General features: G+C 71.6%; 30 protein-coding genes. 14 read left to right on the plus strand and 16 right to left on the minus strand.

Annotated elements, in window-relative coordinates; translation table 11 throughout:
• Positions 1–125: 125 nt before the first annotated feature.
• From E1295_RS15340 to E1295_RS15350, 3 genes are read left to right on the plus strand one after another with little or no spacing between them, the layout of a single operon-like run.
• Positions 126–587: an RDD family protein gene (locus E1295_RS15340; RefSeq protein WP_132630940.1), complete on the plus strand. Its 462-nt coding sequence runs from the start codon at positions 126–128 to the stop codon at positions 585–587.
• Positions 588–644: 57 nt separating this feature from the next.
• Entirely contained in the window at positions 645–1283 is a 639-nt protein-coding gene (locus tag E1295_RS15345) for a TetR/AcrR family transcriptional regulator (protein WP_246080058.1), read from the plus strand.
• Positions 1261–2199 (plus strand): glycoside hydrolase family 113 protein, encoded by a 939-nt coding sequence (locus E1295_RS15350; RefSeq protein WP_132630941.1) that lies wholly within the window; start codon positions 1261–1263, stop codon positions 2197–2199. The genes E1295_RS15345 and E1295_RS15350 overlap by 23 nt, the downstream gene beginning before the upstream one ends.
• Here E1295_RS15350 and E1295_RS15355 read toward each other — a convergent pair.
• The 11 genes from E1295_RS15355 to E1295_RS15405 all read right to left on the minus strand — a co-directional run bounded on the left by E1295_RS15355 (position 2180) and on the right by E1295_RS15405 (position 13368).
• The gene (locus tag E1295_RS15355) at positions 2180–2944 is read right to left on the minus strand and encodes a class I SAM-dependent methyltransferase (RefSeq protein WP_132630942.1); all 765 of its coding nucleotides are present in this window, start codon (positions 2942–2944) and stop codon (positions 2180–2182) included. The genes E1295_RS15350 and E1295_RS15355 overlap by 20 nt on opposite strands.
• Complete coding sequence (locus tag E1295_RS15360; RefSeq protein ID WP_132630943.1) at positions 2944–3624, minus strand: DUF4191 domain-containing protein; 681 nt, start codon at positions 3622–3624, stop codon at positions 2944–2946. The genes E1295_RS15355 and E1295_RS15360 overlap by 1 nt, the downstream gene beginning before the upstream one ends.
• Positions 3625–3778: 154 nt before the next feature.
• The gene (locus tag E1295_RS15365) at positions 3779–4165 is read right to left on the minus strand and encodes a VOC family protein (protein ID WP_132630944.1); all 387 of its coding nucleotides are present in this window, start codon (positions 4163–4165) and stop codon (positions 3779–3781) included.
• 94 nt (positions 4166–4259) lie between these two features.
• On the minus strand, positions 4260–5255 hold the full coding sequence (locus E1295_RS15370) for an AraC-like ligand-binding domain-containing protein (protein ID WP_132630945.1): 996 nt from the start codon (positions 5253–5255) through the stop codon (positions 4260–4262).
• A gap of 106 nt (positions 5256–5361) precedes the next feature.
• Positions 5362–6291: a lipoyl synthase gene (gene lipA / locus E1295_RS15375; protein ID WP_132630946.1), complete on the minus strand. Its 930-nt coding sequence runs from the start codon at positions 6289–6291 to the stop codon at positions 5362–5364.
• Positions 6292–6406: 115 nt separating this feature from the next.
• Complete coding sequence (gene lipB, locus E1295_RS15380) at positions 6407–7099, minus strand: lipoyl(octanoyl) transferase LipB (protein WP_132630947.1); 693 nt, start codon at positions 7097–7099, stop codon at positions 6407–6409.
• Positions 7100–7136: 37 nt separating this feature from the next.
• Positions 7137–7874, minus strand: a complete 738-nt coding sequence (locus tag E1295_RS15385; protein WP_132630948.1) for a Type 1 glutamine amidotransferase-like domain-containing protein — start codon at positions 7872–7874, stop codon at positions 7137–7139.
• A gap of 42 nt (positions 7875–7916) precedes the next feature.
• Complete coding sequence (locus E1295_RS15390; RefSeq protein ID WP_132630949.1) at positions 7917–8810, minus strand: TIGR01777 family oxidoreductase; 894 nt, start codon at positions 8808–8810, stop codon at positions 7917–7919.
• A 183-nt stretch (positions 8811–8993) separates the two neighbouring features.
• Positions 8994–10445 carry a 2-oxoglutarate dehydrogenase, E2 component, dihydrolipoamide succinyltransferase gene (gene sucB / locus E1295_RS15395; RefSeq protein WP_132630950.1) on the minus strand — a complete coding sequence of 484 codons (1452 nt, stop codon included), beginning with the start codon at positions 10443–10445 and terminating at the stop codon, positions 8994–8996.
• Positions 10446–10483: 38 nt separating this feature from the next.
• Entirely contained in the window at positions 10484–11848 is a 1365-nt protein-coding gene (lpdA, locus tag E1295_RS15400; protein WP_132630951.1) for a dihydrolipoyl dehydrogenase, read from the minus strand.
• A gap of 50 nt (positions 11849–11898) precedes the next feature.
• Positions 11899–13368: a leucyl aminopeptidase gene (locus E1295_RS15405; RefSeq protein WP_132630952.1), complete on the minus strand. Its 1470-nt coding sequence runs from the start codon at positions 13366–13368 to the stop codon at positions 11899–11901.
• A gap of 105 nt (positions 13369–13473) precedes the next feature.
• Between E1295_RS15405 and E1295_RS15410 the strand changes: the two genes are divergently transcribed.
• The 3 genes from E1295_RS15410 to E1295_RS15420 are packed head-to-tail and all read left to right on the plus strand — an operon-like array spanning position 13474 to position 15730.
• The gene (locus tag E1295_RS15410) at positions 13474–13821 is read left to right on the plus strand and encodes a GntR family transcriptional regulator (protein WP_132630953.1); all 348 of its coding nucleotides are present in this window, start codon (positions 13474–13476) and stop codon (positions 13819–13821) included.
• Positions 13818–14807 (plus strand): SdpI family protein, encoded by a 990-nt coding sequence (locus E1295_RS15415; protein WP_132630954.1) that lies wholly within the window; start codon positions 13818–13820, stop codon positions 14805–14807. The genes E1295_RS15410 and E1295_RS15415 overlap by 4 nt, the downstream gene beginning before the upstream one ends.
• On the plus strand, positions 14804–15730 hold the full coding sequence (locus E1295_RS15420) for a CPBP family intramembrane glutamic endopeptidase (protein WP_132630955.1): 927 nt from the start codon (positions 14804–14806) through the stop codon (positions 15728–15730). Before E1295_RS15415 ends, E1295_RS15420 begins: the two co-directional genes overlap by 4 nt.
• On the opposite strand, the gene E1295_RS15425 is transcribed toward E1295_RS15420, so the two are convergent.
• Complete coding sequence (locus E1295_RS15425; RefSeq protein ID WP_132630956.1) at positions 15719–16501, minus strand: adenosylcobinamide-GDP ribazoletransferase; 783 nt, start codon at positions 16499–16501, stop codon at positions 15719–15721. The two genes, E1295_RS15420 and E1295_RS15425, sit on opposite strands and share 12 nt — an antisense overlap.
• 104 nt (positions 16502–16605) lie before the next feature.
• Between E1295_RS15425 and E1295_RS15430 the strand changes: the two genes are divergently transcribed.
• Complete coding sequence (locus tag E1295_RS15430; protein WP_132630957.1) at positions 16606–17406, plus strand: ABC transporter ATP-binding protein; 801 nt, start codon at positions 16606–16608, stop codon at positions 17404–17406.
• A gap of 248 nt (positions 17407–17654) precedes the next feature.
• On the opposite strand, the gene E1295_RS15435 is transcribed toward E1295_RS15430, so the two are convergent.
• A complete protein-coding gene (locus E1295_RS15435; RefSeq protein WP_425465344.1) occupies positions 17655–18617 on the minus strand; it encodes a bifunctional adenosylcobinamide kinase/adenosylcobinamide-phosphate guanylyltransferase in 963 nt (320 codons plus the stop codon).
• Positions 18618–18812: 195 nt separating this feature from the next.
• Complete coding sequence (locus tag E1295_RS15440; protein ID WP_132630959.1) at positions 18813–19484, minus strand: SCO2322 family protein; 672 nt, start codon at positions 19482–19484, stop codon at positions 18813–18815.
• An 82-nt stretch (positions 19485–19566) separates the two neighbouring features.
• On the opposite strand from E1295_RS15440, the gene E1295_RS15445 reads away from it, so the two are divergent.
• The gene (locus tag E1295_RS15445) at positions 19567–19773 is read left to right on the plus strand and encodes a hypothetical protein (RefSeq protein ID WP_132630960.1); all 207 of its coding nucleotides are present in this window, start codon (positions 19567–19569) and stop codon (positions 19771–19773) included.
• A gap of 66 nt (positions 19774–19839) precedes the next feature.
• On the opposite strand, the gene E1295_RS15450 is transcribed toward E1295_RS15445, so the two are convergent.
• Positions 19840–20841: an aldo/keto reductase family protein gene (locus E1295_RS15450; RefSeq protein ID WP_132630961.1), complete on the minus strand. Its 1002-nt coding sequence runs from the start codon at positions 20839–20841 to the stop codon at positions 19840–19842.
• A 56-nt stretch (positions 20842–20897) separates the two neighbouring features.
• Here E1295_RS15450 and E1295_RS15455 point away from each other — a divergent pair, with 56 nt between their 5' ends.
• Complete coding sequence (locus tag E1295_RS15455) at positions 20898–21860, plus strand: SMI1/KNR4 family protein (RefSeq protein WP_132630962.1); 963 nt, start codon at positions 20898–20900, stop codon at positions 21858–21860.
• A 45-nt stretch (positions 21861–21905) separates the two neighbouring features.
• Here E1295_RS15455 and E1295_RS15460 read toward each other — a convergent pair whose 3' ends face one another.
• A complete protein-coding gene (locus E1295_RS15460; RefSeq protein ID WP_246080059.1) occupies positions 21906–22490 on the minus strand; it encodes a DUF3043 domain-containing protein in 585 nt (194 codons plus the stop codon).
• Positions 22491–22640: 150 nt separating this feature from the next.
• On the opposite strand from E1295_RS15460, the gene E1295_RS15465 reads away from it, so the two are divergent.
• From E1295_RS15465 to E1295_RS15485, 5 genes are all read left to right on the plus strand, one after another.
• The gene (locus E1295_RS15465; protein WP_220448729.1) at positions 22641–23468 is read left to right on the plus strand and encodes a PspA/IM30 family protein; all 828 of its coding nucleotides are present in this window, start codon (positions 22641–22643) and stop codon (positions 23466–23468) included.
• On the plus strand, positions 23465–23743 hold the full coding sequence (gene pspAA, locus E1295_RS15470; protein WP_132519798.1) for a PspA-associated protein PspAA: 279 nt from the start codon (positions 23465–23467) through the stop codon (positions 23741–23743). The genes E1295_RS15465 and pspAA overlap by 4 nt, the downstream gene beginning before the upstream one ends.
• A 6-nt stretch (positions 23744–23749) precedes the next feature.
• Positions 23750–24649, plus strand: a complete 900-nt coding sequence (gene htpX / locus E1295_RS15475) for a zinc metalloprotease HtpX (RefSeq protein WP_132630964.1) — start codon at positions 23750–23752, stop codon at positions 24647–24649.
• Positions 24650–24655: 6 nt separating this feature from the next.
• Positions 24656–25216 (plus strand): PspA-associated protein PspAB, encoded by a 561-nt coding sequence (gene pspAB / locus E1295_RS15480; RefSeq protein ID WP_132630965.1) that lies wholly within the window; start codon positions 24656–24658, stop codon positions 25214–25216.
• Between the two features lie 47 nt (positions 25217–25263).
• The coding region (locus E1295_RS15485; RefSeq protein ID WP_132630966.1) for a DUF998 domain-containing protein at positions 25264–26118 on the plus strand (855 nt) is incomplete at its 3' end.

A 26118-nucleotide genomic window follows, 5' to 3' on the forward strand; every position in this document is an offset into this window, starting at 1 on the left:
GTTTCGCACGTGTTACGCGGAGTCACGTGGGCCGCGACGTTCGTGGAACGCGCGGTCGCGGCGGGTTCCACGACGCGAATGGGGCAGAAGGCGGACCGACTCATGAGGCGGCTACCGTTGACTTCATGAGCGGCAAGGAACCTCGGTGGACACAGACGTGGCTGGGCGGGCTCCGCTCCGCCGGGGTCGACCTCGGATATCCGGGTGAGCGGCTGGGGCTGCCGGAGGAGGGCAGCGGGTCGATCGCCGGCTGGGGCCGCAGGATCGCCGCGCTCGTCATCGACTGGATGATCTGCACGTGGGTCATCGTGCAGTTGTTGTTCGGGATGAACCCGGCGCAGGCGCCGTGGGCGCCGGCGCTCGCCTTCGCCGTGCAGTATCTGATCCTGGTCGGCGTCATGGGGCAGACGTTCGGGCACCGCCTGGCGGGCATCAGGGTCGCCGCGATGGACGGCGGTGATCCGCGGCTGCTGCCCGTGCTGGTGCGCACCGTGCTGCTCGCCCTGGCTCTGCCGGCCCTGATCTGGGACCGCGACCACCGAGGGGTGCACGACCGCGTGTCCAACACCATGGTCGTCCGCATGTGAGCGAGCGAAAACCGTACTGGGTTAGATTTTGTACCCGGTATGGTTTAGGCTGTCCGCATGATGATGGCGGGGCTCAGGGAGCGGAAGAAGGAGCAGACGCGCCGGCGCATCTCCGAGGTGGCGCTGCGGCTGTTCGACGAGCGTGGTTACGACCAGGTGACCGTCAACGAGATCGCCGAGGCGGCCGGGGTCGCCAAAGTGACGTTGTTCAGCTATTTCCCCACCAAGGAGTGCCTGGCCACCGACGGGGTGCAGGACGACATGGCCGCCGTCGTGACCGGCCGTCCTGAGGGATCCTCGCCGCTCGGGGCCCTGCGCGCGCACTACCGGGCGACGGCCGCGCCGGTGGCCGAGGGCATGGACGTCGAGACGCTGATCACCAGAATCCGCGTGATCTCGTCCAACCCCGCCCTGCTGGCCGCGGTGCACGGAGCCCAGATGAGCCAGCGCCACGAACTGGCCGCGGCCCTCGCGGGCGGCCATGAGCCGGATCTGACGGCGCACCTCATGGCCGCTCAGATCACCGCCGCCATCACCACTCTCCAGGAGTCCTTCTTCCACCGGCTCGCCTCGGGGGCGCCGCTGGAGGAGGCGGCCGGCCGGTTGGCCGGAGACGTCGAGGTGGCCTTCGACCTGCTGGAGCACGGGCTGACGCACACGGAAGAGGAGAAGCATGAAAAGGGGCATCAACTATGACACCGGGTTCCTCCCGGGCGACGACCTGAGCCGCACATCGTTCGACCTCGAAGACGTCGAGCGCGACATGCGCACCATCGCCCGCGACCTGCGCTGCGACTCCGTCCGCATCTCCGGGCGCGACCCCGGGCGCATCACCGCCGCCGCCGAACGCGCGCTCGCGGCCGGCCTCGAGGTGTGGTACGCCCCCTTCCCCGTGGACCTCACGGAGGACGAGATGCTGGCGCTGTTCACCGAGTCGGCCGAGCGGGCCGAGGCCCTGCGCCGCGCCGGCGGCGACGTGGTGCTCGTCACCGGCTGCGAGATCACCGCCTTCGGCCACGGCTTCATGGAAGGGGCCGCCTACCGCGACCGGCTCAACACGATGATGACCGGCGACCCGCAGTGGTGGACGACGCTCATGCAGGTCATGCCGCGCTTCAACACCTACCTGGCGAAGGTGGCCGAGACCGTGCGGCCGGCGTTCGCGGGCCGGCTGAGCTACGCCTCAGGGCCGTGGGAGCCGATCGACTGGGCGCCGTTCGACGTGGCGGGCGTCGACGCCTACCGCGCGGCCTACAACGCGCACGACTTCACCGACGAACTGCGGGCGCACTTCAAGCAGGGCAAGCCGGTCGCGGTCACCGAGTTCGGCACCTGCCCCTACCAGGGGGCGGGCGAGCGCGGCGGCTCGGCCTGGGTGGTGCCGGACGACGCGGTGCGCGACGAGGGGGAGCAGGTCCGCTACTACACCGAGCTGATGGACATCTTCGAGCAGGAGGGCGTCGACACCGCCCATTGGTTCACCTTCGCCGCCTACAACAGGACCGGCGAGGCCGATCTGGGCTCCTACGGCGTGGTCAGGATGCTCGACGAGAAGAGGTGGGAGCCCAAGGAGATCTTCCACGCCATGGCCGCTAGGAACGCGAGCAGCTGAAGATGGCCGTGCCCGGGAGGTGACGGCCGCGCAGCGGGCTCCAGCCGCCCCACACCCGCTCGTGTCCCTCCGGCCATTCGGGCTCCAGCAGCCCGGTGACCATCAACCCGGACTCCACCACCAGGTTCACCCAGTCGCCCATCGTGCGGTGGTGCTCGGCGTACGTCACGGCGCCGTGCTCGTCGCGCTCCACGTAGGGGGAGCGGTCGAAGTAGGGGCGGTCGGACGTGAGACCGCGCGGCCCGGGATCGTCGGGGAAGGCCCACCGCACGGGATGGCTCACCGAGAACACGAACCGGCCGCCCGGCCGCAGCACCCTGCGCACCTCGCGGAACACGGCGAGGGGATCGGCCACGAACGGCAGCGCGCCGTACGCCGAGCAGGCCAGGTCGAAGGACGCCCCCGCGAACGGCAGCGACTCGGCGTCGGCCTGCAGCGCGGGGACGCGCAGGCCGGTGCCGAGGTCGATGCGCCTGGCGTGGAGCAACTGCCGGTTGGAAAGGTCGAACGCGGCGACCTCGGCACCCTGCGACACCAGCCACCGGGCGCACTGCGCCGCCCCGCAGCCGATCTCCAGCACCCGCCGGCCCCGCACATCTCCGAGCAGGCGCGCGTCGGCCTCGTCCACACCTTCAGGGCACCAGACGAAGCCGCTGTCGCGCAGGAAGCCGCCGTGCTCGGCCTGGTAGTCGTCGGCGTTGCCGTCCCACCAGCCGCGGTTGGCCCGTGAGGATACCGACGGCACTAGCGCATCTTGGGGCCGCGCGGCATGCGGGCGCCCTTGGGCATCGGCCCCTTCGGCATCGGCATGTTCCTCGGCAGCGACCTCAGGCGGTCCTTGACCTCGTTGACCGCGGGCTTCTTCAGGTTGCGCGGCAGCTTCATGATGTGGCGCTGCAGCTTGCTGATCGGCACCTGGCCTTCGCCGTCGCCGCACTGGATGTCGTAGATCTCGACACCCAGCACCACCCGCGCGACCCGCTTCTTCTCGGCCGCCAGCATCTTCGCCACCCGGTTGCCCGGCCCCTCGGACACCAGCACGACGCCCGGATAGCCGACCACGAGGTGGATGAGGTCCTGGTCGCGGTTGACCGCGATGGCCGGGGTGACCTGCCAGTTGCCCCGCATGCCTTCCAGCACCGCCGCCGCGGCGCCCGTCTGGCCGTGCAGGATCGAGTATTGCGCCTTCTGCGCCAGCTGCCCGAACACCACCAGCCCGACGGTGAACGCCGCCAGCACGCCGATGAACACCGAATACCACAAGTAGTCCGTGACCAGGCCGATCACGACGACCACGGCCAGCGTGCCCACCGCCGAGAGGAAGACGATCGGCATCCCCTTGGGATTGGCCTGCTTGATGATCTTCGCGATCATGCGGAGCTGCTTGATGCGCCCCGGCTTCTCTGGGTCCTCGGACTTTGCCATGCTCAGAAGGATACAAACCAACTGGTGCAGGAGGGAAAACGCAGCCCGGCCATTTTGGCTTTCAGGCTGGATCGTGACCTTGCCCGCCCACCGTCCGCAGCCCTGCCGCCCGCCGCACTGGCCGACGGGGCCCACGGGGCCGGGCCGGCCCCGCTCAGCCGGCGGGCTGGATCAGGCAGAGCGCCTCCCAGTGGTGGCCGTCGAGGTCGGCGAAGCCACGCTGGTAACGGACACCGTCGTCGGGCCGCACGCCCGCGGAGGTCGCGCCCAGCTCCAGGGCCTTGTCCACCAGCTCGTCCACCTGAGCCGGGCTCTCCAGGCCGAGCACCAGGATCGACTCGGTCGCCTTGGTGGCGTCGCTGACCTCCTTGGTGACGTACTGGGCGAACACCGGTTCGGTGAGCAGCATGACCTGCGTCTTCTCGCTGATGACGACCGACGCCATGTCGGGGGACGCGCCGAAGAACCGGAAGCCGAGCCCGGTGAAGAACTCCTTCGACCGCTCCAGGTGCTTGACCGGGAGGTTCACGAAAAGCTGCATGTCCAAGACCTTTCACCGCTGAGGAGGAACATCTCCGAGTCTGCCGACCGGCGGCCCGTGGGGTCTTGGATCTGGGCGCCAGGTGACTTGACGTTCAGCGCACAACCCGAGCGGGCTCAGGGCGAGGGCTCACGAGCGCGCCCACGCGGCGGTACTCCGCGGGCGGCATCCCGTACGCGCGCCGGAACAACCTGCTGAGATGGGCCGAGTCGGGCAGCCCCCACCTGGCCCCGATGCTGCTCACGGACAGGTCACGCATCGAGGCGTCGGCCAGGTCGGCACGGCAGCGCTCCAGGCGGCGCCGGCGGATGTAGGCGGCCACCGTCGTGTGCTCCTGCTCGAACAACCGGTGCAGGTAGCGCACGGAGATGTGGTGGGCGGCGGCGACGGTGGCCGGGTCGAGGTCGGCCTGGCCGAGCCGCTGCTCGATGAAGGCGCGTACGCGCAGCAACAGCGTGCGCCTGCGCGAGTCGGGCGGCAGGGCCTCAGCCTGGTCCATCCGCTCGGCGACGGCGGCGCCGATCAGATCGAGCACCACGGTCGCCAGCCGGTCCGCGCCGGCCGGCTGGTAGCTGCCGAGGTCGAACGCCACCCTGCGCAGCAGCGGGGCGGCGAGCGCGGCGGCGCCGCGCTCCGCCGTGACGGGCAGCGCCGTCAGCTCGGAGACGGCTCCCGGAGGCAGGGCGAGCAGCTCGTGCGGCAGGCTGAACACCGCGAGCTGCACCGCCCCGTCGTAGGCCAGCTCGTACGGGCGGGTGAAGTCGTAGATGGCGAACTCGTCGCGGCGCAGCTGCGTGGCCCGGCCGTCCTGGGAGATCCGCGGGCTGCCCGACACGGCCAGCACGACCCGGTAGACGTCGGGGTTGTCGCGGTGGATCAGCCCGGGGGTGCGGTGCACGCTGTGCGGGGTGGAGGTGCGGACCCTGCCGACGCCCACGGAGCCGAGCCGGCCGAGCTCGATCTCGCCCCGGAGCGGGGCGTCGGGGTCGATGCGCAGGTCGAGCGGGCCGAGCGTGTCGCACACGATCGCCCGCCAGGCGTCGTGGCGATTCGTGACGGGTAAGTCGCTGGTGCGGATCAGGACGCCCATGCCTCGTGGTCCTCCTGTCGGCGGCCCCCTGCCATGCGGCCATGCTAGCGCCGCCGGACACGACGGGGCCCCGGGCGGCGTGCGCCCGGGGCCCCGGCTGTGCCGATCAGGCGTTCTGGCGTGCCTCGATGGCCTGCTTGTAGAGCCTGCCCGCCCGGTAGGACGAGCGGACCAGCGGACCGGACAGCACCCCGGCGAACCCGATGGCCTCGGCCTCGGCCTGGAGCTCGACGAACTCCTCCGGCTTCACCCACCGCTCCACCGGGTGGTGGCGCGGCGTGGGCCGCAGGTATTGGGTGATCGTCAGCAGGTCGGTGCCGGCGGCGTGGAGGTCGCGCATGGCCTCGGTGATCTCTTCCCGCGTCTCGCCCATGCCCAGGATCAGGTTGGACTTGGTGACCAGCCCGGCCTCGCGGGCCGTCGTGATCACCTGGAGGGAACGGTCGTAGCGGAAGGCCGGGCGGATGCGCTTGAAGATCCGCGGCACCGTCTCGACGTTGTGCGCGAACACCTCGGGCTTGCTGGAGAAGACCTCCTCCAGCTGGTCGCGGTTGCCGTTGAAGTCGGGCACCAGCAGCTCGACGCCGCAGCCGGGCAGCAGCGTGTGGATCTGGCGCGCGGTCTCGGCGTAGAGCCAGGCGCCGCCGTCGGGCAGGTCGTCACGGGCCACCCCCGTGACGGTCGCGTAGCGCAGGCCCATCTGCTGGACGGACTCGGCCACCCTGCGCGGCTCGTCGCGGTCGTATTCCTTGGGTTTGCCCGTGTCGATCTGGCAGAAGTCGCAGCGGCGCGTGCACTGGTCACCGCCGATGAGGAAGGTCGCCTCGCGGTCTTCCCAGCACTCGTAGATATTGGGGCAGCCCGCCTCTTCACAGACCGTGTGCAGGCCCTCCTGGCGCACCAGCGACTTGAGCTCGGTGTATTCGGGGCCCGTCTTGAGCTTGGTCTTGATCCACGGGGGCTTGCGCTCGATAGGGGTTTCGGCGTTGCGCACCTCCAGGCGGAGGAGCTTTCGGCCTTCAGGAGCAACGGTCACGTTCTCAGCTTACGTCTCCCGCGAAGCGCGCCGTCCGAGGGGGCGTACGCGCCCACGTGACCAGGCAGAACCCGCAGAGCGCCCGATGGCCGGGCTCGCGCCGCCGCCGGTCCGGTCACCGGCGGAGCAGGTCTTCCTCGTGCAGGTCGTACGGCTCCATGCCGAGCGCCTCGGCCAGCCGCTTCTCCGCGATCGGCATGACCTCCTCGACCACGACGCGCCGGCCCGTCTCCGCCGACAATGACGAGACGCCCACGCCGGGGATGCCGCACGGCGTGATGCGGTTGAACCAGCGCGGGTCGTTGGCGCAGTTGAGGGCGAAGCCGTGCATGGTGACGCCGCGCGTGACCCGTAGCCCGACCGCGCCGAGCTGGCGGTCGGGCAGGCCGAGACTGGGCTCGCCGGCCGCCCAGACGCCGCCGCGCCCGCGGATGCGCCTGGCCGTGACGCCGAAGTCGGCGCAGACCTGGATCATCACATCCTCCAGGCGGCAGGCGTAGGCGACCACATCGGTGATCGCCACGATGGGGTAGGCGACGAGCTGCCCGGGGCCGTGCCAGGTGAGCCGGCCACCCCGGTCGACGTCGATGACCGGGGTGCCGTCGGCGGGCCGCTCGTGCGGGGCGGTGCGCTTGCCCGCGGTGTAGACGGGTGCGTGCTCCAGGAGCAGGACGGTGTCGGTCAGGGCGCCGGCGACCCGTTTGTCGTGCACCCAGCGCTGCAGCGACCAGGCCTGCTCGTAGGGGACGTCGACACCTAGGCGGACGATGGCGAGTGCGTGGGGATCGTCCCCGTGGATGGGGCGCATGAGCCTATTGTGCCGTTCCCGAACCTTCGAAGGGTAATCAGGGGGTCAGCAACCGTGGCTCGATCTTGACCTCCTTGACCCCGCTGGCGCCGTCGTGCTCCAGCTTGTACGCGTAGCCGGCCGGCTCGACCGTCACGGCCTGGATGAACTCGGTGCCCACGTAGTGCAGCGCCACGCCCTCGTCGGCGGCGTAACCGCCGGGCAGCTCGCCGTCGGCCACCGACCTCTGCAGCAGTTCGCGGCGCTGCGGATCGGAGTCGTAGTGGACGCCGCACGAGTAGGGCAGCAGGGCCAGGCCCTCGGCCCACACCTGCAGCTCGGGGCCGAAGGAGTCGGTGTTGCCCCCGACGTGCCAGCACAACGCGCCCGCGCTCTGCCCGGACAGCACCACGCCCGCCCGCCAGGCCTCGGCGAAGGTCTCGTCCAGGCCGTGCAGCCGCCACAGTGCCATGAGGTTGGCGACGCTGCCGCCGCTGACGTAGATCATGTCCTGTTCGAGCATCCAGGCCCGGGGATCGGCCACGTTGGGCATCGGGAACACCGTCAGATGGCTCAGCTCGACGTCCCAGCCGGCGAAGGCGCCGTACATCTTGAGCAGCCAGTCGCTCGAGTCGCCGAGCGCCGTGGCGACCAGGCCGAGCTTCGGGCGGTCCTGTCCGGTCAGGTCGAGGCCGTAGCGCAGCAGCGGGCTCGCCTCGATGAAGCTGTAGCGGTTGCTCGGGCGGAACGATCCACCGCCGATGGCGAGGATGTGCGACTGTCCTGACCGGCTCATGTCAAGATTCTCCCGACGTGCTGAAAGAAGTGGAACGGCATCCTAGAGTACGGCGCTGAGCGCCTCGCCGATACTGGTATGCGCGAAGCGGTAGCCGGAGGCGGTCAGCTTCGCCGGCAGGACGCGGTGCCCGGGGAGCAGCGCCTCGCGGGCGAACTCGCCGAGCCCCGCGGACAGCGCGAACCCCGGCACGGCGATCGGCATCGTGCTTCTGCGCAGGGTTTTCCCGAGGGTCCTCGTGAACTCGGCGTTGGTGACGGGGGAGGGCGAGGTGAAGTTGACCGGCCCCTCCACATCCTGATTTTTCAGGACATGTAGTGCGGCTCCCACCCAGTCGTCCACGCTGATCCACGACCAGTACTGCTTCCCCGAACCGAGCGGCGCCCCCAGCCCCATCCTGAAGATCGGCAACATCCTCCCGAGCGCCCCGCCCCGGCGGCTCAGCACGAGCCCCGTACGCGCGAACGCGGTCCTGACCCCCGCCTCCGCGGCCCGCTCCGCCTCGCCTTCCCATGCCGCGCACAGGCCGGCCAGGAAGCCCTCGCCCCGGCCGGCACTCTCGTCGATCACCCGGTCGCCCGTGTCGCCGTAGAAGTCGACCCCGGACGCCGACAGCAGCACCCTGGGCCGCTCCTCGACCTGGCGCAGCGCGTCGACGAGCACGCGGGTGCCCTCCACCCGGCTGGCGACCAGTTCCCGTTTGTACGCCTCGCTCCACCGCCGGTCGCCGATCGACGCCCCGGCGAGGTGCACCACGCCTTCGGCGCCCTCGAGCGCGGCCAGGTCGATCACCTGCTCGCGCGGCTGCCAGTACGCCTCACCGGCCTCGCGGGGCTCCCGGCGTACCAGCCTGACGACCTCCCGGCCCTCGGCCCGCAGTGCCTCGACCAGCGCCGAGCCGAGCAGCCCGGACGCCCCCGTCACGATGATCGCCATCGTCCCAATGTACGCCGCCGCCTTCGTACGGCGCGCCACCGTTCCGCCCGTGTTCTTCCACCCGGTCCGGGGGCGCCGGCAGCCGGTGTGCCGCACGTCGTGCGCGGACCGTACCGTCGCGGGGCGCACAGGCGAACGCCGGGCGGCCCGTGCGGACCGCCCGGCGTCACGACACCCTGTGTGCTACGCGAGCCCGAGCTGGGCCTCGAAGCGGCCCTCCTCGAGGCGGCGCTTGACGGTCGTCAGGAAGCGCGCCGCGTCCGCGCCGTCCACCAGCCGGTGGTCGTAGGTCAGCGCGAGGTAGACCATCGAGCGCACGGAGATGGCCTCGCCCTCAGGCGTGTCGATCACGACGGGACGCTTCACGACGGCCCCCGTGCCGAGCATGCCGACCTGCGGCTGGTTGAGGATCGGCGTGTCGAACAGCGCGCCCCGGCTGCCGGTGTTGGTCAGCGTGAACGTGCCGCCCGTGATCTCGTCGGGGGTCACCTTGTTGGCACGCGTGCGCTCGGCCAGGTCGGCCGTCTTGCGGGCGAGCCCGGCGAGGTTGAGGTCGCCGGCGTTCTTGATGACCGCCGCGATCAGGCCGCGCTCGGTGTCGACCGCGATGCCGAGGTGCTCGACGTCGAAGTAGGTGACCTCCATGGTCTCGTTGTTGATGGTCGCGTTGAGCTTCGGGTGCTGCTTGAGCGCCTCGATGGCGGCCATCTCGAAGAACGGCATGAACGACAGCTTGACGCCCTCGCGGCGGAAGAAGTCGGCCTTCGCCTGCTCGCGCAGCCGCGCGATCTTGGTGACGTCGACCTCGACCACGGTGGTGAGCTGGGCCGCCGTCTGCAGCGACTCGACCAGCCGCTTGGACATCGTCTGGCGCAGGCGCGACATCTTCTCCGTGCGGCCGCGCAGCGTCGTGTCGACCTCCACCGGCTCGGGCGCCGCGGCGGCGGCCGGAGCCTGGGCCGCCGCAGCCGGAGCGGCGGCGGGCTGGGCGGCGGCGGGCGCCGGCGCGGCCTGGGCGGCCTTCTCGCGCTGGGACTTGGCCGCTTCGAGCACGTCCTGCTTGCGGATGCGGCCGCCCACGCCGGTGCCGGTGATCGAGTCGAGGTCGACCCCGTGCTCGTTGGCGAGCTTGCGCACCAGCGGCGTCACGTAGGGGCTGTCGCCCGACGGGATCGGTGTGGGCTCGGCGGCCGGAGCCTGCTGCGCCGGAGCCGGGGCCTGCTGGGCGGGCTGCGGAGCCGGGGCGGGCGCGGGAGCCGGCTGGGCCGGAGCCGGCTGCGGGATCGAGGAGGCGGGAGGAGCCGGCGCCGGCTCGGGCTCGGGCTCGGGCTCGGGCTGCGCGGCCGGCTCGGCGGCCGGGGCCGCCTCGGGAGCCGACGCGGTGGCGCCTGCCTGGCCGTTCTCGTCGATGACGGCGAGCTCGGCCCCGACCTCGACCGTCTCGTCCTCGGCCACCACGATCGTGGTGAGGACGCCCGCGGACGGCGACGGGATCTCGGTGTCGACCTTGTCGGTCGACACTTCGAGGAGCGGCTCGTCAGCCTCGACGCGCTCGCCCTCCTTCTTCAGCCAACGGGTTACGGTGCCCTCGGTCACGCTCTCGCCGAGCTGGGGCATCTGTACGGAGACCGGCATCGTTATTCTTCTCTCGCGTTCTGATCTCGAGGGCTGGACTAGTTGTGTACGTGCAACGGCTTGCCGGCCAGGGCCAGCATCGCCTCACCGACTGCCTCGGACTGCGTCGGATGTGCGTGGATGAGCTGGGCGACCTCTGCGGGCAGCGCCTCCCAGTTGTAGATCAGCTGGCCCTCCGTGACGAGCTCGCCGATGCGCCTGCCCACCATGTGGACACCCACGACGGGTCCGTCCTTCTGGGCGACGACCTTCACGGCGCCCGAGGTGCCGAGGATCTGGCTCTTGGGGTTGCCCGCCAGGTCGTAGACCTGCTCGACGATCTCGATGCCGCGCTCGGCCGCCTGCGCCGAGGTGATGCCGACGGAGGCCACCTCGGGGTCGGAGTAGGTGATGCGCGGCACGCCCGCGTAGTCGATGGGCGGCGGGTTGAGGCCGGCGATGTGCTCGGCCACCATGATCCCCTCGGCGAACCCGGCGTGCGCGAGCTGCAGCGTCGGGATGAGGTCGCCGATGGCGTAGACGCCCGGCACGGACGTCCGGCAGTGCTCGTCGACCACGACGGCGCCGCGCTCGATGGTGATGCCCTGCTCCTCGAAGCCCATGCCCGAGGAGACGGCGCCGCGGCCGACCGCGACGAGCAGCAGCTCGGCGTCGAGGGTCTTGCCGTTGGCGAGCGTGACGACCACACCGGTTTCGGTGGTCTTGGCGCCGTCGAAGAAGACGCCCAGCTCATATTTGATGCCGCGGCGGCGGAAGGCCCGCTCCAGCAGCTTGGAGCTGGACTCCTCCTCGGTGGGCAGCAGGTGCGGCAGCGCCTCGACGATCGTGACCTCGGCCCCGAACGAGCGGTAGACGCTGGCCAGCTCGACGCCGATCACGCCGCCGCCCAGCACGATCACCGAGCTCGGCACGTGGTCCATCGTGAGCGTGTGCTCGCTGGTGATGACGCGCTCGCCGTCGATCTCCAGGCCGGGCAGCGTCTTGGGCGCGGAGCCGGTGGCCAGGACGATGTTGCGGCCCTCGTAGACCTCGGAGCCCACCTGGACCCGGCCGGGGCCCGCGAGGCGGCCCTCGCCCTCGACGATCGTCACGCCGGCGCCCTTCAGCAGGCCCTGCACGCCCTTCCACGCCCTCGTGACGATCTTGTCCTTGAACGTGTGCACGCCCTGGACGTCGATGCCGTCGAAGCTCGCCTTGACGCCGAAGGACCCGCTCTCGCGGGTCTCGTCGGCGACCTCTGCGGAGTGCAGCAGGGCCTTCGTGGGGATGCATCCCCTGTGGAGGCAGGTGCCGCCGATCTTGTCCTTTTCGATCAGGACGACCGACTTGCCCAGCTCGGCCGCCCGGAGCGCGCAGGCATAACCGCCGCTGCCGCCACCTAGGACGACGATGTCATAGGCCACAGGAAGGCTCCTTGTCGGGGTGTTGTGATGCCCTCATCTTTTCATTTGTTTCAGATGCTCGCGTGCCGCTCTGCCAGTCCGATGAGCGTGCGGGTGATCGCACCGGTGCCGCCCTTCGGGATGTAACCGTACGGCTCGCCCTTGTTGAACGCGGGGCCCGCCATGTCGATGTGGGCCCAGCGCACCCCTTCGGGCACGAACTCCTTCAGGAAGATGCCCGCCGCCAGCATGCTGCCCCAGCGCTCGGGCTGCAGGTTGGCGAGGTCGGCGATCGGTGAGTCGAGCCCCTTGCGCAGTTCCTCGGGCAGCGGCATGCCCCACGCGCCCTCGCCCGCGGCCCTGGCGGCGTCGAGGACGAGCTCCCGGACGGCGTCGTCGTTGGCCATGACGCCCGCGGTGCGCCAGCCGAGCGCCACGATCTGCGCGCCGGTGAGGGTGGCGACGTCGACGATCACGTCGGGCTCGTCCTCGGCGGCCCTGGCGATGCCGTCCATGAGCACCAGGCGGCCCTCGGCGTCGGTGTCGAGCACCTCGACCGTCTTGCCGCTGTAGCTGTGGATGACGTCGGAGGGGCGCTGCGCGGTGCCGCTCGGCAGGTTCTCCGCCAGGCAGAGGTAGCCGATCGCGTTGACGGGCAGGCCGAGCCTGGCGATGCCGATCAGCGCGCCGAGCACGGCGCCCGCGCCGCCCATGTCGGACTTCATCCAGTCCATCGAGGCGGACGGCTTGAGCGACAGGCCGCCGGAGTCGAACGTGATGCCCTTGCCCACGAACGCGAGGGTCTTGCCGGCCTCCGGGTGCTTGTAGGACAGGCGCACCAGGCGCGGCGGGTTGGCCGAGCCCTGGCCGACGCCGATGAGGCCGCCGTAGCCGCCGTCCTTGAGCGCCTTCTCGTCGAGCACCTCGACGCTCAGCCCCGCCTTGCCGCCCGACTGCTCGGCGATCTCGGCGAACTTGGCCGGCCACAGGTCGGAGGGCGGGGTGTTGACCAGGTCGCGCGCCAGCGCGACGGACTCGGCCAGCACGCTCGCCCGCTCGGCCACGCCCCCGGGCTGGCCGGAGACCACCGTGAGCTCGGAGACGGGCGGCTTCTGCTCGCCGTCGGTGCGGTAGCGGGAGAACGCGTACGCCCCCAGAAGGGCACCCAGCGCGACGGCCTCGGCCTCGTCGGGACTGCCGGCGGGCAGGACGAGCGCGGCGCGCGCGGTGCCGGCCAGGGAACGCACGGCGGCGCCCGCGGCCCGGCGCAGGCCGTCGGTGTCGGGGGAGTCGCCAAGGCCGACCGCGACCAGCAGCGGGGCGGCGGTGGCGCCGAACGTCGGCAGCTTGGCCAGCTCACCCGTCTTGCCGGTGAAGGCGACTGCGTCTAGCGAGGCGGCGAGCTTGCCGCCGAAGGCCGTTTCGAGGGACTCGTCGCCCGTCACGGGCCGGGGGCCGTCGGGGCCGGACCTGAAACCGACGATCAACGCGTCGGTGTCGATGGAGACGGGATCTGCTGAGTTCAGCCGCACAGTGGTCACGTAAACCGATGCTATCCACGGTTTCTCCGTACTCACAAACAGGGGTTCATCCTACCAATGCTCGTATGGGTGTTCGTGTGACATGGTGCTAGTTTCAATGGCATCATGCTGCTCACGCTCGATCTGAATGACGCCAGGCCCCTGCACGAGCAGGTGGCCGGCGCCATCCGCCGCGCCATCGGCGAGGGCTCCTACCGGGCGGGCGACCGGCTGCCGCCCGCCCGCGACCTGGCCCAGGCGCTCGGCATCAACCCCAACACCGTGCTGCGGGCGCTGCGCGACCTGCGGGACGAGGGCCTGCTGGAGTTCAGGAGGGGCCGGGGGGTCAGCGTCGCGGGCCGCGCGGACGGGCGTGCCCTGCTGGTGCAGCGCGCGCGTGAGCTGCTGGAGGACGCCAGGAAGCACGGTTACGGCCGTGACGACCTCATCGCCATCCTGGAGGAGTTGCCATGAACCCCCGGGTCATCGCCGCGTTGTGGGGCCTGCCGGTCACCGCCGTGCTGGTCGCGGTCCCTCTGGCGGTGCGCGACCGGCTGCCCGATCCGCTGGCCACGCACTGGGGCCACGACGGCACCGCGGACGGCTCGATGGCGTTCGGCGGGTTCGTCGCCATGGGGCTGCTGCTCTGGGGGGTGCCCTGGGTGGTCCTGCTGGTCGTGGCCGGCCGGGCGCATACGCGCAGGAGCGGCCGGATGTACTGGTGGGGCACGCTCGGGTTCATCAGCGTGTTCGCGCCGGGCATAAGTCTCAGCACGCCGGCCGCCAACCTCGACGTACTCGTCTGGACCGCCGCCAGGCTGCCGTCCTGGCACGTCGTCGCCGTCCTCCTCCTGTCCGGGGCCGCGGCCGTGGCGGGCGGACTGCTCGGCAGGGGCGAGCCCGACCAGCCCTCTCCCGCGGACGCGCGCCCGCCGACGCTGCGGCTCAGGCAGGGGGAGCGCGCGGTCTGGGTCAGCCGTGTCACCAACCCGTGGATGGCCGCTGCCGCCGCCGTGGCGGGCGCCGGCGTGTGCGTGCTGGCCGTGCTGCGCGCCATCGGGTCCGGGACGGGCGCCGGGCTGGGCGGCGCGCTGCCCGTGCTCGTCCTCGTCCTCGTCCTCGTCCTCGTGCTCGTGCTCGTGCTGGGGCTGCTGTCCGCATCGGTGGCCGTCAGGGTGAGCGACGACGGGGTGGCGATCGGGTTCGGGCCGTTCGGCCGGCCCGTGCGCAGGATCCGGCTGTCGAAGATCGACTCGGCGCTGTCGGAGGACCTCCATCCGAGCCAGGTCGGCGGCTGGGGCTTCCGCGGGCTCCCCGGCAGGGCCACCATCATGTTGCGCGGCGGGGAGTGCCTGATCATCAGGTACCGTTCGGGCGGTCGGCTCGCGGTCAGCATCGACGACGCCGCACGCGGCGCATCCCTCATCAACGCCCTCATCGCGGAGCGAGTGGAGCCATGAACAGACCTCTCCCCATCTTCGTCGTCCTCGCCTTCGGGCTGTCCTGGGCGGCCGCGCTGCCCCTGTGGCTCGGCGGGGGCCTCGGCTCGCCCCTGCTGCCCCTGCTGGCCTCGCTCGTGATGTTCACGCCCACCGTGGCGGTGCTCGGCGTGTGGGCCGTCACGCGCACGTCCCCCAAGGAGTGGGCGCGCAAAACCGGGCTGACGCTCGGTGGGAGCAGGAAGCGCACCTGGTTGCTCGTGGCGGCCACCTGGCTCGGGGTGCCGCTGCTGGTCTTCCTCGCGATGGGGCTCAGCGCCGCCGTCGGCCTGGTCACGCTCGACCTCGACCGGCTCAGCCTGCTCAGGGCGGCCCTCGAGGCGCGCGGCATGGAGATCCCCGCCGACCTCGGCACGGTCGCGGCGCTGCAGATCGTCGTGGCGATCGTGGCCGGGCCCCTGCTCAACGCGATCCCCGCGCTGGGGGAGGAGTGGGGCTGGCGCGGCTGGCTGCTGCCCCGCCTCACCTCCACCAACGGCGTGTTCGCCGGCCTGCTCCTCTCCGGCGCGATCTGGGGCCTCTGGCACGCGCCGCTCACCCTGCTCGGCTACAACTACCCGAGCCTGGGCTCGTGGGCGGCGCTGTTCTTCATCGGCTTCTGCGTGCTGGCCGGGGTGCTGTTCGGCTGGCTGCGGCTGCGTACGGGCAGCGTGTGGCCCGCGGTCGTGGCCCACGGCTCGCTCAACGCGGTCGTGCCGCCCGTCCTGCTGCTCGGCGACGCCGCCGCGCCCCCCAACGAACTCCTGGTCGGGTTGACCGGCCTGGTCGGCTGGGTCGTCCTGGCACTGGCCGGCGCGGCGCTGCTCCGCTTCTTCCCCGTACGCCAGGAGCCGCCGGCCCAGGCGCCGCCGGTCGCCGCCGAGGCGCGGAGCTCAGCCGAGTAGCGCGCACACCACCAGCGTCGTGGCCGTGGCGGCCTCCACGAGCGCGCCCAGCACGTCGCCGGTGATCCCGCCGAGTCGCCGCCTGGCGTGCCGGAGCAGCAGCAGGGCGGCGCCGAGCCCGGCGAGCAGCCCGGCCGGCAACACGAGCGCTCCCGCCGTCCCGATCCCCGTGCCCGGAGCAGCGAACCCGGCGGCGAGCAGGGCGGCCACGGTGACGAGCCACGGCGCGGGCGGGCGTACCGTGCCCGCGACCATCGCGCCGAGCCCGCCCTGCCTGGCGGCGGGCACGCCCGCGCGGCAGGCCCACACCAGCGTCAGCCGTCCCGCCGCGCAGGCGGTCACGAAGGCCGCGTAGCCGGCGCCGGCCGCCGCGGCGGCCTGGATGAGCAGCGTGAGGACCAGCGTCATCACCCCGAACGGCCCGATGTCCGACTTTTTCATGATGTCGAGCGCCTCTGCGGCCGGTTTGCCGCTGCCCAGCCCGTCGGCGAGGTCGGCGAGCCCGTCCAGGTGCAGCCCCCGGGTCAGTACGGCCAGCGCCCCCACCGCCAGCGCCGCCCCCAGCAGCGGAGGACCGTGCAGCAGAGCGACGAGCGGCAACGGCAGCCCGGCGACGAGCCCGAGCACCAGCCCGACGACCGGCGCCAGCACCATCGCCTGCCCCGCGACCGTCCGGTCCACCCGTCCCACGCGCACGGGGAAGACGGTCAGCGTGCCGGCCGAGAACCGCCAGCCGTCCACCGGCCGCCCGACCCTGACAAACCCTCTCACCGGACCGCCGCCCTCTCCTCGTCCCTGACCGAGACCGTAACGCCGGTACGCGTTCGTATTTCACATCGGTAACGGACGATCCCGGTGCCCACTAGTCTGTCGGGATGCACGTGCTTGAACTCGAAGGCGTAGGCGTCCGCGTTGTCGGCAAGGCGCTGCTCGACGGCATCGACTGGCAGGTCGGCTACGGCGACCACTGGGCCGTCCTCGGGCCCAACGGCGCGGGCAAGACGACGCTCCTCTCACTGGCCGGCGCCGTACGGCACCCCAGCGAGGGCACGGTCAAGGTGCTCGGCCACCCGCTCGGCCGGGTCGACGTGCGCGAGCTGCGCCGGCACATCGGCCTCGTCGCCTCCAGCCAGCGGCTGATCGACGAGGAGCTGATGGAGCAGGAGGGCGCGACCGCGCACACGGTGGTGCTCACCGGTCACACGGGGACGAGCGTTCCGCTGTGGGACAAGTACGGCGACGCGGAGCGGGACCGGGCTCACCGGCTGCTCGCCGACCTGGGCTGCAAGGAGCTGGCGGAGCGGCCGTTCCGCGTGTGCTCGCAAGGGGAGCGGGCGAGGATCCGCGTGGCCAGGGCGCTCATGGCGGACCCGGCGGTGCTGCTGCTCGACGAGCCGTTCGCGGGGCTCGACCTGCCCGCCAGGGAAGACCTCATCACCGCCGTCGAGGACCTCGCCGCCACCAGGCCCGTGCTCACCACGGTGACGGTGACGCACCACCTGGAGGAGGTGCCCGCGTCGACCACGCACGCGATGCTGATGCGCGACGCCCGGGTGCTCGCCATGGGCCCGGCGGACGACGTGCTCACCCCCGCCAACCTCTCCGACTGCTTCGGCCGCTCCCTTGACGTGGACCGCGTGGACGGCCGCTGGTACGCCCGCGCCGCCCGCGCGTGATCCCCGCGCATGATCCCCGCCCCGATCCCGCCTCCGTGAGGCGCGCATCGCACGTGCCCGGGCGGCTGCCCGCTTTCCGACCCGCGCCAGGCTCCCCGGACGCGTCCGTACGGTCGTGAACGAACACGTCCGTACGGTGTGACTGGACGCGTCTGTGCGGGCGGTGACCGCGTGTGCGTGCGGGTGGTTTCTGGACGCGTCCGGGCCGGCGTTCCGGAGTGCGTTCGTGACGGCGTCCTGGACAGCCGTCAGAGCTCCAGCGGACGCCCGGCGACCACCAGAGCCACCTGCTCGGATTCGGCGGCCAGACGCTCGTTCAGCCGTCCCAGCACGTCCCTGAAGGCCCGGCCGGCGGCCGTGGCGGGCACGACGCCCAGCCCCACCTCGTCGGACACCGCCACAACCGGCTCCGGGGCCTGCCGCCACGCCGCCACGAGGTCGTCGCAGCGCGCCTCCACGGGCGCGCGGTCTCCCTCCCAGGCCCCGTACTCGTCGAAGACCGCCGCCACCCAGGTCCCCAGCCCGTCGATCAGCAGCGGTGTGGTGGCCTCTGTGAGGGCGGTGGCCAGGTCGGTGGTCTCGGCGGTGGCCCAGTGCGCGGGCCGCCGCTCCCGGTGTGCCCGCACCCGTTCCGCCCACTCGCCGTCCTCTCCGCCGGCCGGCCCGGTGGCGACATAAGTGACGCACGGCTCCGCCGCCAGCCGCAGCTCCGCCTCGGCCGACTTGCCCGAGCGCGCCCCGCCCAGCAGCAGCGTCCGCCGCGGCAGCCCCACGCGGGCGCTCGCCTGTCCGCTCACCCCGTCGCTCATGGAGCCGCCCGGCCGGGGGCCGGTGGGGTCGTCCGGCGGGCCGCCGGAAGGGCGGCACGTCAGCTCCGTGCCGTCAGGGACGGCGATCGCCCCCCACAGCCGCAGGCGCCTGGCCAGTTCCTCCTCCGACCGCACCCGGTGATCGAGCCCGACGGCCACCACCAGGGTCGCGTCGTCGGCCAGCCCTGCGCGCCGCAGTTCGCCGAGCCGCTCCGGCCGGTCCAGCAGGTCGATCAGGACGACGTCGTAGCGGGCGGGCCCGTCCGCCGGCGGTGTTCGTCCCGCGGGCAGGTGGAGGAGCGTGGACCCGTCGGGGCCCGCCAGCCCCAGACCGCCCGCGAGTGGCCGGTAGCCGCCGGGCGGGCCGGTGAAGGGGTAGCGGGCCACGTCGTCCACGACCAGCTCGAACGGGCGGCGATGCCCGGCGGGCAGCCCGGCGCACGAGGCGCACCCGCAGCCGGGTTCCGGCCAGCCCGCGCCGCCCGCAGTGCCGGTGAGAAGGAGCTTCACCGCGCCGAGCGTACAAACCCGTACCCGCTCCTGCCGGCCCGGGGCGGGGGCGTGGCCGCCGGGAACGTTCCAACCCTTGACATGGGCTCAGCCGGACGTCCTCGCCGTGGTGCGGCGGCGGGTGGCCACCAGGGCGCCGCCTCCGAGCAGGACCAGTACGCCCGCCCCGCCCGCGATCACCATGACCGGCGGCCCGCCCGCGGCGGAGCCGGCGGCGGCGGGGGTGGCGGTCAGCGCCGTGCCGCCCTTCTCCCTGGCCGGATAGTCGTCGACCGCGACCACGTCCCCGCCCGCGTCCACCCGGACCCTGGCGGTGGAGGCGAGGAGCCCGGCGGAGGTGGCGGACTCGGCGCCCGCGACGCACGTGACGGCCGGAGCGGCGGGCGGACGTTCGCCGGGGTAGGCGTCGGAGCCGGCCTGTCCGAAGTCCACCGCCACGGCCACGCGCTTGTGCCCGGACGCGGCGGTGTCCCTGCCGCACACCGCCTGGAACGAGGGCAGCTCGCCGCCGGGAGGCTCACCCCCGTCCGGCGCGGCCGAGAAACGCCAGCCGATGAATGACCCGTCCGGCGGGGAGTCGCCGGCGGCGGCCGCCAGCCAGGCGGTGCCGTCGCTCTGCCAGACGCTCCACCCGCGCGCCGCGCCTGGCACGGGATCCCCGGGGGTGACGGGTGGTGCGGCGAGGGCAGGGCAGGGGAGGAAGATCAGGGTCGCCGCCCCGAGGGCGACTCCGGTGGCGACACGAAACGCGCGCGGCATCGATGGACCTCCGAACTCGGGAGTAGGGTTCCAGTGCCTGCGGAGGGTGCGCCGGCGAACTGGCGGAAAAGGAGCGTATGGCATGACATGGCGTTGGCGTTATGAAAATGCACATGGTGGTGAGGTAACGGATCGTCCTTTGCCGCGAGAGGTTTTTCCGAGCCAGGCGGACGCGGAGTCGTGGCTCGGCGAGAACTGGCGTGACCTGCTCGATTCCGGGGTGGAGCAGGTGGCCTTGCTCGAGGAGGACCGCGTCGAGTACGCGGGAATGTCATTGCGTCCGGAGTGAATGCCAGAAACAGCGAAAACCCCTTGAGCGCATTCGTGGCTCAAGGGGTTTTCGTTGTGGGCGTGGTTATGGGCGCGTACGGGGGCTCTCGGTCTTGGCGGGGTCGCGCTCGACGACCGGGCCGAGCACGTCGTCGATCCGCCGCAGCACGTCCGCGTCCAGCTTGACGCCCGACGCCTGCACGTTGTCACGCACCTGCTCGGGGCGGCTGGCCCCGATGATGGCGCTGGAGACGTTCGGGTTCTGCAGCACCCAGGCGATGGCCAGCTGCGCCATGCTGAGGCCCAGGTCCGCGGCGATCGGCTTGAGCTCCTGCACGCGGGTCAGCACGTCGTCCCTCATCCACCGGGCGATCATGGAGCTGCCGCCGCTCTTGTCGGTCGCCCGCGAACCCTCCGGAGGCTGCTGCCCCGGCAGGTATTTCCCGGTGAGCACTCCCTGGGCGATCGGCGACCACACGATCTGGCCGACGCCCTCCTTCTCGCTCAGCGGCACGACCTCGGACTCGATGACCCGCCACAACATCGAATACTGGGGCTGGTTCGACACGATCCGGTCGAAGCCCATCTCGTCGGCGATCTTGAGGGCCTGGGCGATCTGCTCGGCGTTCCACTCGCTGACGCCGACGTAGAGGACCTTGCCCTGGCGTACGAGGTCGTCGAAGGTCTTGATCGTCTCCTCGAGAGGGGTCTCGTGGTCGAAGCGGTGGGCCTGGTAAAGGTCGATGTAGTCGGTCTGCAGCCGCCGCAGCGAGGCATGGATCGACTCGGTGATGTGCTTGCGCGACAGGCCGCGGTCGTTCCTGCCGGGGCCGGTCGGCCAGTAGACCTTGGTGAAGATCTCCAGCGACTCCCTGCGCACGCCCTTGAGCGCCCGGCCGAGCACTGCCTCGGCCTTCGTCGCCGCGTACACGTCGGCCGTGTCGAACGTGGTGATGCCCTCGTCGAGTGCCGCCTGAACGCACTGCTTGGCGGCGTCCTCCTCGACCTGGGAGCCGTGGGTGAGCCAGTTGCCGTAGCTGATCTCGCTGACCATGAGGCCGCTGCGACCGAGGTGTCGGAATTCCATGCATCCGACTCTAATCCCGGCACGTGGGGTGATCCGTTCGGGATAGGGTGCGCGGCGTGCTGAAGCTCGTACGGCTGGCGCTGACGGCCGCCGTCGTGACCGCCATCGTGGTCCGGCTGCGCCGCCGCGCCCGCATGCCGAAGACGCCGCCCCCGCCGCCCCCGCGACCGGTCAGGAGGACCGGGATGGGCCTGGCATGGGCCGGCATCACGGCGGTCGTGGCGCTCACCCTGGTGGCCGCGCTGGTCCCCACGCAGGCGCAGGAGACGGCCACGGCCCGGGGCCGGGCGTACCAGGAGGAACAGGACGCGCTGATTGCGCAGTCGCTCGCGTCCAGGGACGACGCCCGGCCCACGAGCACGCCGCCCTCTCCCGTGCCACCCCCCACCACGCAGCCGCAGTCCTGGGCCGTCGCCGATGGCGGGTGTGTGCCCGAACAGCGCCGGGCCCGGGTCAGGCCGGTCGACCCGAAGGTGCGGCGGGCGGTGAACCGCCAGTGGCGGCGGATCGAGCGGTGGCTGAAGGCCAACGCGCCGCGTACGTACCGGACGCTCGGAGCGCCCGGCAGGGCCCGCACGATCGCGATCGCCGAGGCGCAGATGGGCCTGGACTTTCCCGACGACCTGCGCGCCTCGCTCCTGCGCCACAACGGCTCGCGCGGAGCGGGAGCGTTCGGTTTCTCGCGGAACGGGGCGCCGATCCTCGGTGTCCGCCAGATCAGGGACGCCTGGCGGGCACAGTGCGCGAAAGACCGCGCCGACCCGGGTCACGACCCCGTGGGCGAGGTCGTGGGCGACCGGGCGATCCCGTTTCTCGGCGTGGACGGGAGGTACGCGGTGCTCGACCCCATGGACGGCGCCGTCGGATGGGAGGGCGCGGGGCCCCGGATGCCGTCCTACTACGCGCTGATGCGGGCCGTGGCCGACGCCCTGGAGACGGGCACGGAGATCGACGGCCTGCGGCCCGCGGTCAGGCGGGGCGTGCTGCGCTGGGACAACGCCGCGTACCACAACTCATAATTTTCCCGATTTGTCGGAGTCTCCCGGAAAATCGGGAAAATATGGTTACCGCTTGGGCTGTACCGGCTTGCCGCCCGGGAGCACCTGCGGCGGCGGGAAACGCAGCCGGCGGATCTGCAGCGCCCGCATGGCCGCGTAGAAGCCCACGCCTCTGAGGCTCTCGCCGGGCATCTTCTGCGCCACCTCCCGCTTCACCTTCCAGGCGACGTAGACGGAGGTGAACAGCACGCCGATCATCATGATCGGCCAGCCGACAGCGATGACGAGGTTGAGCACCTGCGCGCGGATCTCCATCGGCCAGGGGATCCACGTCGCCAGCAGGATGAGTAGCGAGAACGGCAGAAAATACTGACTCGGCAGCCTGCGGGAGTCGACCCAGTCGCGCGCGAACTTGCGCGCCGGGCCCTTGTCCCTGGCAGGGAAATAACGTTCGTCACCGGCGAGCATGCCCCTGCGGGCCTTTTCACGCTCGGCGGCCTGCTTGGCCCGCATCTGCCGGTAGGCCTCTTTGCGGTCCTTGGGCGCGGAGACCGGCTGGCGCCGTTTGCCTTCGGCATCCCGGCGCTTGGGTGTGGGACGACCTTTGCCCTTGGGCTTAGGATCGTCAGTGAGGGTGGGGGTATCGTCCACGGAGGTTTGGGAACGGCGTCGCAACACGACGTCAACCCTACCTGGACTGCAACTTAGTGACGCCCTCGCGCGTTATGCGTAGGGTAATCCCAAGGCGGCTGCGTCGCATTGGGAACACCAGCACGACCTAGAAGGGGACGGCCGACGCGCATGAGCGTGATGAAGAGACTTTCGATGATCTTCAAGTCCAAGGCCAACAAGGCTTTGGACAAGATGGAGGATCCGCGCGAGACCCTCGACTACTCCTATCAGCGGCAGCTGGAGCTGCTGCAGAAGGTGCGCAGGGGCGTGGCCGACGTCGCCACGTCGCGCAAGAGGGTCGAGCTGCAGATCACCGGCCTGGAGAAGCAGGCACAGCGTTACGAGGAGCAAGGGCGCAAGGCGCTGTCCGTGGGGCGTGAAGACCTCGCCCGCGAGGCGCTGCAGCGCAGGTCCAATCTGCAGACGCAGATGGCCGACCTGAAGGTGCAGCACGACAACCTGCAGGCCGAGGAGGAGAAGCTGACCACGGCTTCCCAGCGGCTGCAGTCCAAGGTCGACTCCTTCCGCACGAAGAAGGAGACGATCAAGGCCACCTACACCGCGGCCGAGGCTCAGACGCGCATCAACGAGGCGTTCTCCGGCATCTCCGAGGAGATGGGCGACGTCGGACTGGCGATCCAGCGCGCCGAGGACAAGACGGCGTCGATGCAGGCCCGCGCGGGCGCCATCGACGAGCTGCTCGCCAGCGGGGCGCTCGACGACTACAGCGGCGGCACCAAGGGCGACGACATCCAGGCCGAGCTCGACCGCATGGGCGGCGGCATGGACGTCGAGCTCGAGCTGGCCAGGATGAAGTCCGAGCTGGGCCAGGGCCCGGCGCCGCAGAGCGCCATCGAACAGGGCCAGCCGCAGCAGCAGCCGCAGCAGGCTCCTCAGCAGGCCCAGCAGCAGCCCGGCCAGACCCAGCAGCTGCGTCAGCCAGGGGAGGGCGCATGATTGTCAGGATCATGGGCGAGGGTCAGGTGGAGATCTCCGCCGACGACATCTCGGTCCTCAACGAGCTCGACACCGAGCTGGAGGCGGCGATCGACGCGGGCGACGAGAAGTCCTTCCGCGTCAAGCTGCACGCACTGCTCGACAAGGTGCGCCATGTGGGCAAGGCGCTCCCCGACGACAGCCTTGAGCCGTCAGAGCTGATCCTTCCCCCCGCGGACGCCTCGATCGAGGAGGTCCGGGAGATGCTGGGCGACCAAGGCCTCATCCCGGGCTGAGCCCCCGTGCGCACCCGGTTCGCGCCCGACCGCGGCCTGACCAGCCGCATGGTCGTGACGATGTTCCTGCTCGGGCTGCTCTACGTGGTGTTCGTCGGCGTCCTGATCTCCCTGGGCGTGCGGGCGCTGACCGTGCTGGTGCTGGCAGGGGGTCTGCTGCTCGTGCAGTATTTCCTGTCCGACCGCATCGCGCTGTTCGCGATGGGAGGGCGGGAGGTCTCGCCGCAGGAGGCCCCCGAGTTGCACGGCATGATCGACCGGCTGTGCGCGCTGGCCGACATGCCCAAACCGCGGGTGGCGATCGCGGATTCCGACGTCCCCAACGCGTTCGCCACCGGCCGTAACCAGAAGAAGGCCGTCGTCTGCGTGACGACGGGCATCCTGCGCCGCCTCGAGCCGCAGGAGCTCGAAGGCGTGCTCGCGCACGAGCTCTCGCACGTCGCCCACCGCGACGTGGCCGTCATGACGATCGCCTCGTTCCTCGGCATCGTGGCGGGGCTCATGACCAGGTTCGCCCTCTACACCGGGCTCGGCGGCCGCCGCAACGGCGGCCAGGGCGGCGTACCGGTCGGGCTGATCATCGTGCTGGTTTCCGTCATCGTGTACGCCGTCAGCTTCCTGCTCACCCGCGCTCTGTCGCGCTACCGGGAACTGGCCGCCGACCGCGCGGGTGCGCTGCTCACCCAGCGACCGTCGGCCCTGGCCAGCGCGCTGGTCAAGATCAGCGGCGACATGGCCAGGATCCCGACCCGCGACCTGCGCGAGGCCGAGCCGTTCAACGCCTTCTACTTCGCCCCGGCGCTGGCCCCGGGCGAGACGCTGGCGAACCTGTTCTCCACGCATCCGCGGCTCGAGCGGCGCCTGGAGCAGCTGACGAACATCTCCAAGCAGCTCGGAAGGGGCTGAACCCGGATGGGCTGGCTCGATGCGCTGCTCGGCCGGTCGAAACCGGTCAAGCCCAACCTCGACGCGCTGTTCGCGCTGCCGTCCGCGGCCGTGACGCTGCAGGCCGCGACCGGGCTCACGCCCACGGGGCTCGGCTCGGTGGCGTTCAGGGCGGCCGAGGGCGGCGCGTTCGCCACGCTCGAACGCGACGTCAAGGCGCTGCTGGGCGAGCGCGTCGAGGAGTCGGACGACGGCTACGGCTACACCTGGCTGCTCGTACGCCGCTCGCCCGACGCCCTCAGCGACCTGGTCACCGAGCTCCACGCGGTCAACTCGTCGCTGGAGGGGGCCGGGTTCGGGCCCTCGCTGCTGTGCTCGCTGGCCTCGTTCACCGCCCCGGACGACGGGCGCCGGCTGGCGGTCGTCTACCTGTACAAACGAGGCACCTTCTACCCGTTCGCGCCGCTGCCCGGTCAGCGGCGCGACAACGCGCTCGAACTGCAGGCCAGGGGCGCGCTGGAGGGCGAGCTGCCGCTGGAGAAGGACCTCAGCCGGTGGTTCCCCGTCTGGGGCGCGCCCGGCCTCTGACAGGGGCGCTCCTGAGCGGCTATCACCCAAAGTGATCTAATGCTCACGTGGAGCGAAGATTGTTCGTGCTCGCGGCATCCGCGTTCATCGTTGCGGCGGTGCTGGGCAGCGCGTGGATCACGGGCCAGTTCACCACGCCGGCGGTCGACAGAGCTCACGGGTACGTCAGCGAGCTGGCCGCCCGCGACCAGCCGTGGACGCGCCTGTTCCGGGTCAGCGACGGGCTGGCCGGGCTGGCGTGCGTGTCGGGCGTGCTGCTCCTGCCGAGGGCGGCGCGCGAGTGGCAGGGGTGGCTGGCGCTGGCCGCGTTCGGGCTGCTCACCTCCGCCTCCGCGGTGTTCCCCCTCGACTGCGCGGTGCTCAGCGACCCCGCGTGCGGGCTGCGGGAGCCGTCATGGCCGCACCGGCTGCACACGCTGGCCGGCTCGCTGTCCACGGTGTGCGGGCTGGCCGCGATGGTGCTGCTCGGCCTGAGGTGGCGGTCGTGGGTGGCGTGGTCGCTCACGTGGCTCAGCGCGGCCGCCACGGTGCTCATGGTGGGCGCGCTCACGACCGGGCAGGGAGTGGGGATCGCGCACCGGGCGCAGCTGACGATGTTCGCGGTCTGGCTCGTGTACGCGGCCCTGCACCTGCTCGTGGCGGACGAGCACGAGGCACCGGCCCCCGACCCGGCGCCCGCGTCCGAGCCGCGCGCCGCAACGGATGTACGGGTGGACGCGGATCTCGGTGAGGTGCTGGCCGCCGATCCCGGCGTGGCACTGAACGCGGGCCCCGGCCTCGATCTCGGTGCGGCCGCGGGCAGGGCCGGCAGAACAGCGGGCAGGGCGAGAGACAGAGCGAGCGGCAGGACGAGCGGCAAGGCGAGCGGCAGGACGAGGGATCAGGCGAGGGGCAGCTGTCTC

Origin of the sequence: Nonomuraea mesophila (assembly GCF_004352805.1) — a bacterium.
Taxonomy (GTDB): Bacteria; Actinomycetota; Actinomycetes; order Streptosporangiales; family Streptosporangiaceae; genus Nonomuraea; species Nonomuraea longispora.

Excerpts from the sequence above, each read along its gene's own strand:
- E1295_RS15360 (WP_132630943.1), bottom strand. The coding sequence starts at position 3,624 with ATGGCAAAGTCCGAGGACCCAGAGAAGCCGGGGCGCATCAAGCAGCTC.
- E1295_RS15450 (WP_132630961.1), bottom strand. The coding sequence starts at position 20,841 with ATGGAATTCCGACACCTCGGTCGCAGCGGCCTCATGGTCAGCGAGATC.
- E1295_RS15385 (WP_132630948.1), bottom strand. The coding sequence starts at position 7,874 with ATGAGCCGGTCAGGACAGTCGCACATCCTCGCCATCGGCGGTGGATCG.
- E1295_RS15350 (WP_132630941.1), top strand. The coding sequence starts at position 1,261 with ATGAAAAGGGGCATCAACTATGACACCGGGTTCCTCCCGGGCGACGAC.
- E1295_RS15370 (WP_132630945.1), bottom strand. The coding sequence starts at position 5,255 with ATGGGCGTCCTGATCCGCACCAGCGACTTACCCGTCACGAATCGCCAC.
- E1295_RS15440 (WP_132630959.1), bottom strand. The coding sequence starts at position 19,484 with ATGCCGCGCGCGTTTCGTGTCGCCACCGGAGTCGCCCTCGGGGCGGCG.
- sucB (WP_132630950.1), bottom strand. The coding sequence starts at position 10,445 with ATGCCGGTCTCCGTACAGATGCCCCAGCTCGGCGAGAGCGTGACCGAG.
- E1295_RS15410 (WP_132630953.1), top strand. The coding sequence starts at position 13,474 with ATGCTGCTCACGCTCGATCTGAATGACGCCAGGCCCCTGCACGAGCAG.
- E1295_RS15415 (WP_132630954.1), top strand. The coding sequence starts at position 13,818 with ATGAACCCCCGGGTCATCGCCGCGTTGTGGGGCCTGCCGGTCACCGCC.
- lipB (WP_132630947.1), bottom strand. The coding sequence starts at position 7,099 with ATGCGCCCCATCCACGGGGACGATCCCCACGCACTCGCCATCGTCCGC.
- E1295_RS15340 (WP_132630940.1), top strand. The coding sequence starts at position 126 with ATGAGCGGCAAGGAACCTCGGTGGACACAGACGTGGCTGGGCGGGCTC.
- E1295_RS15445 (WP_132630960.1), top strand. The coding sequence starts at position 19,567 with ATGACATGGCGTTGGCGTTATGAAAATGCACATGGTGGTGAGGTAACG.
- E1295_RS15465 (WP_220448729.1), top strand. The coding sequence starts at position 22,641 with ATGAGCGTGATGAAGAGACTTTCGATGATCTTCAAGTCCAAGGCCAAC.
- pspAA (WP_132519798.1), top strand. The coding sequence starts at position 23,465 with ATGATTGTCAGGATCATGGGCGAGGGTCAGGTGGAGATCTCCGCCGAC.
- E1295_RS15365 (WP_132630944.1), bottom strand. The coding sequence starts at position 4,165 with ATGCAGCTTTTCGTGAACCTCCCGGTCAAGCACCTGGAGCGGTCGAAG.
- E1295_RS15345 (WP_246080058.1), top strand. The coding sequence starts at position 645 with ATGATGATGGCGGGGCTCAGGGAGCGGAAGAAGGAGCAGACGCGCCGG.
- pspAB (WP_132630965.1), top strand. The coding sequence starts at position 24,656 with ATGGGCTGGCTCGATGCGCTGCTCGGCCGGTCGAAACCGGTCAAGCCC.
- E1295_RS15390 (WP_132630949.1), bottom strand. The coding sequence starts at position 8,810 with ATGGCGATCATCGTGACGGGGGCGTCCGGGCTGCTCGGCTCGGCGCTG.
- E1295_RS15430 (WP_132630957.1), top strand. The coding sequence starts at position 16,606 with ATGCACGTGCTTGAACTCGAAGGCGTAGGCGTCCGCGTTGTCGGCAAG.
- E1295_RS15420 (WP_132630955.1), top strand. The coding sequence starts at position 14,804 with ATGAACAGACCTCTCCCCATCTTCGTCGTCCTCGCCTTCGGGCTGTCC.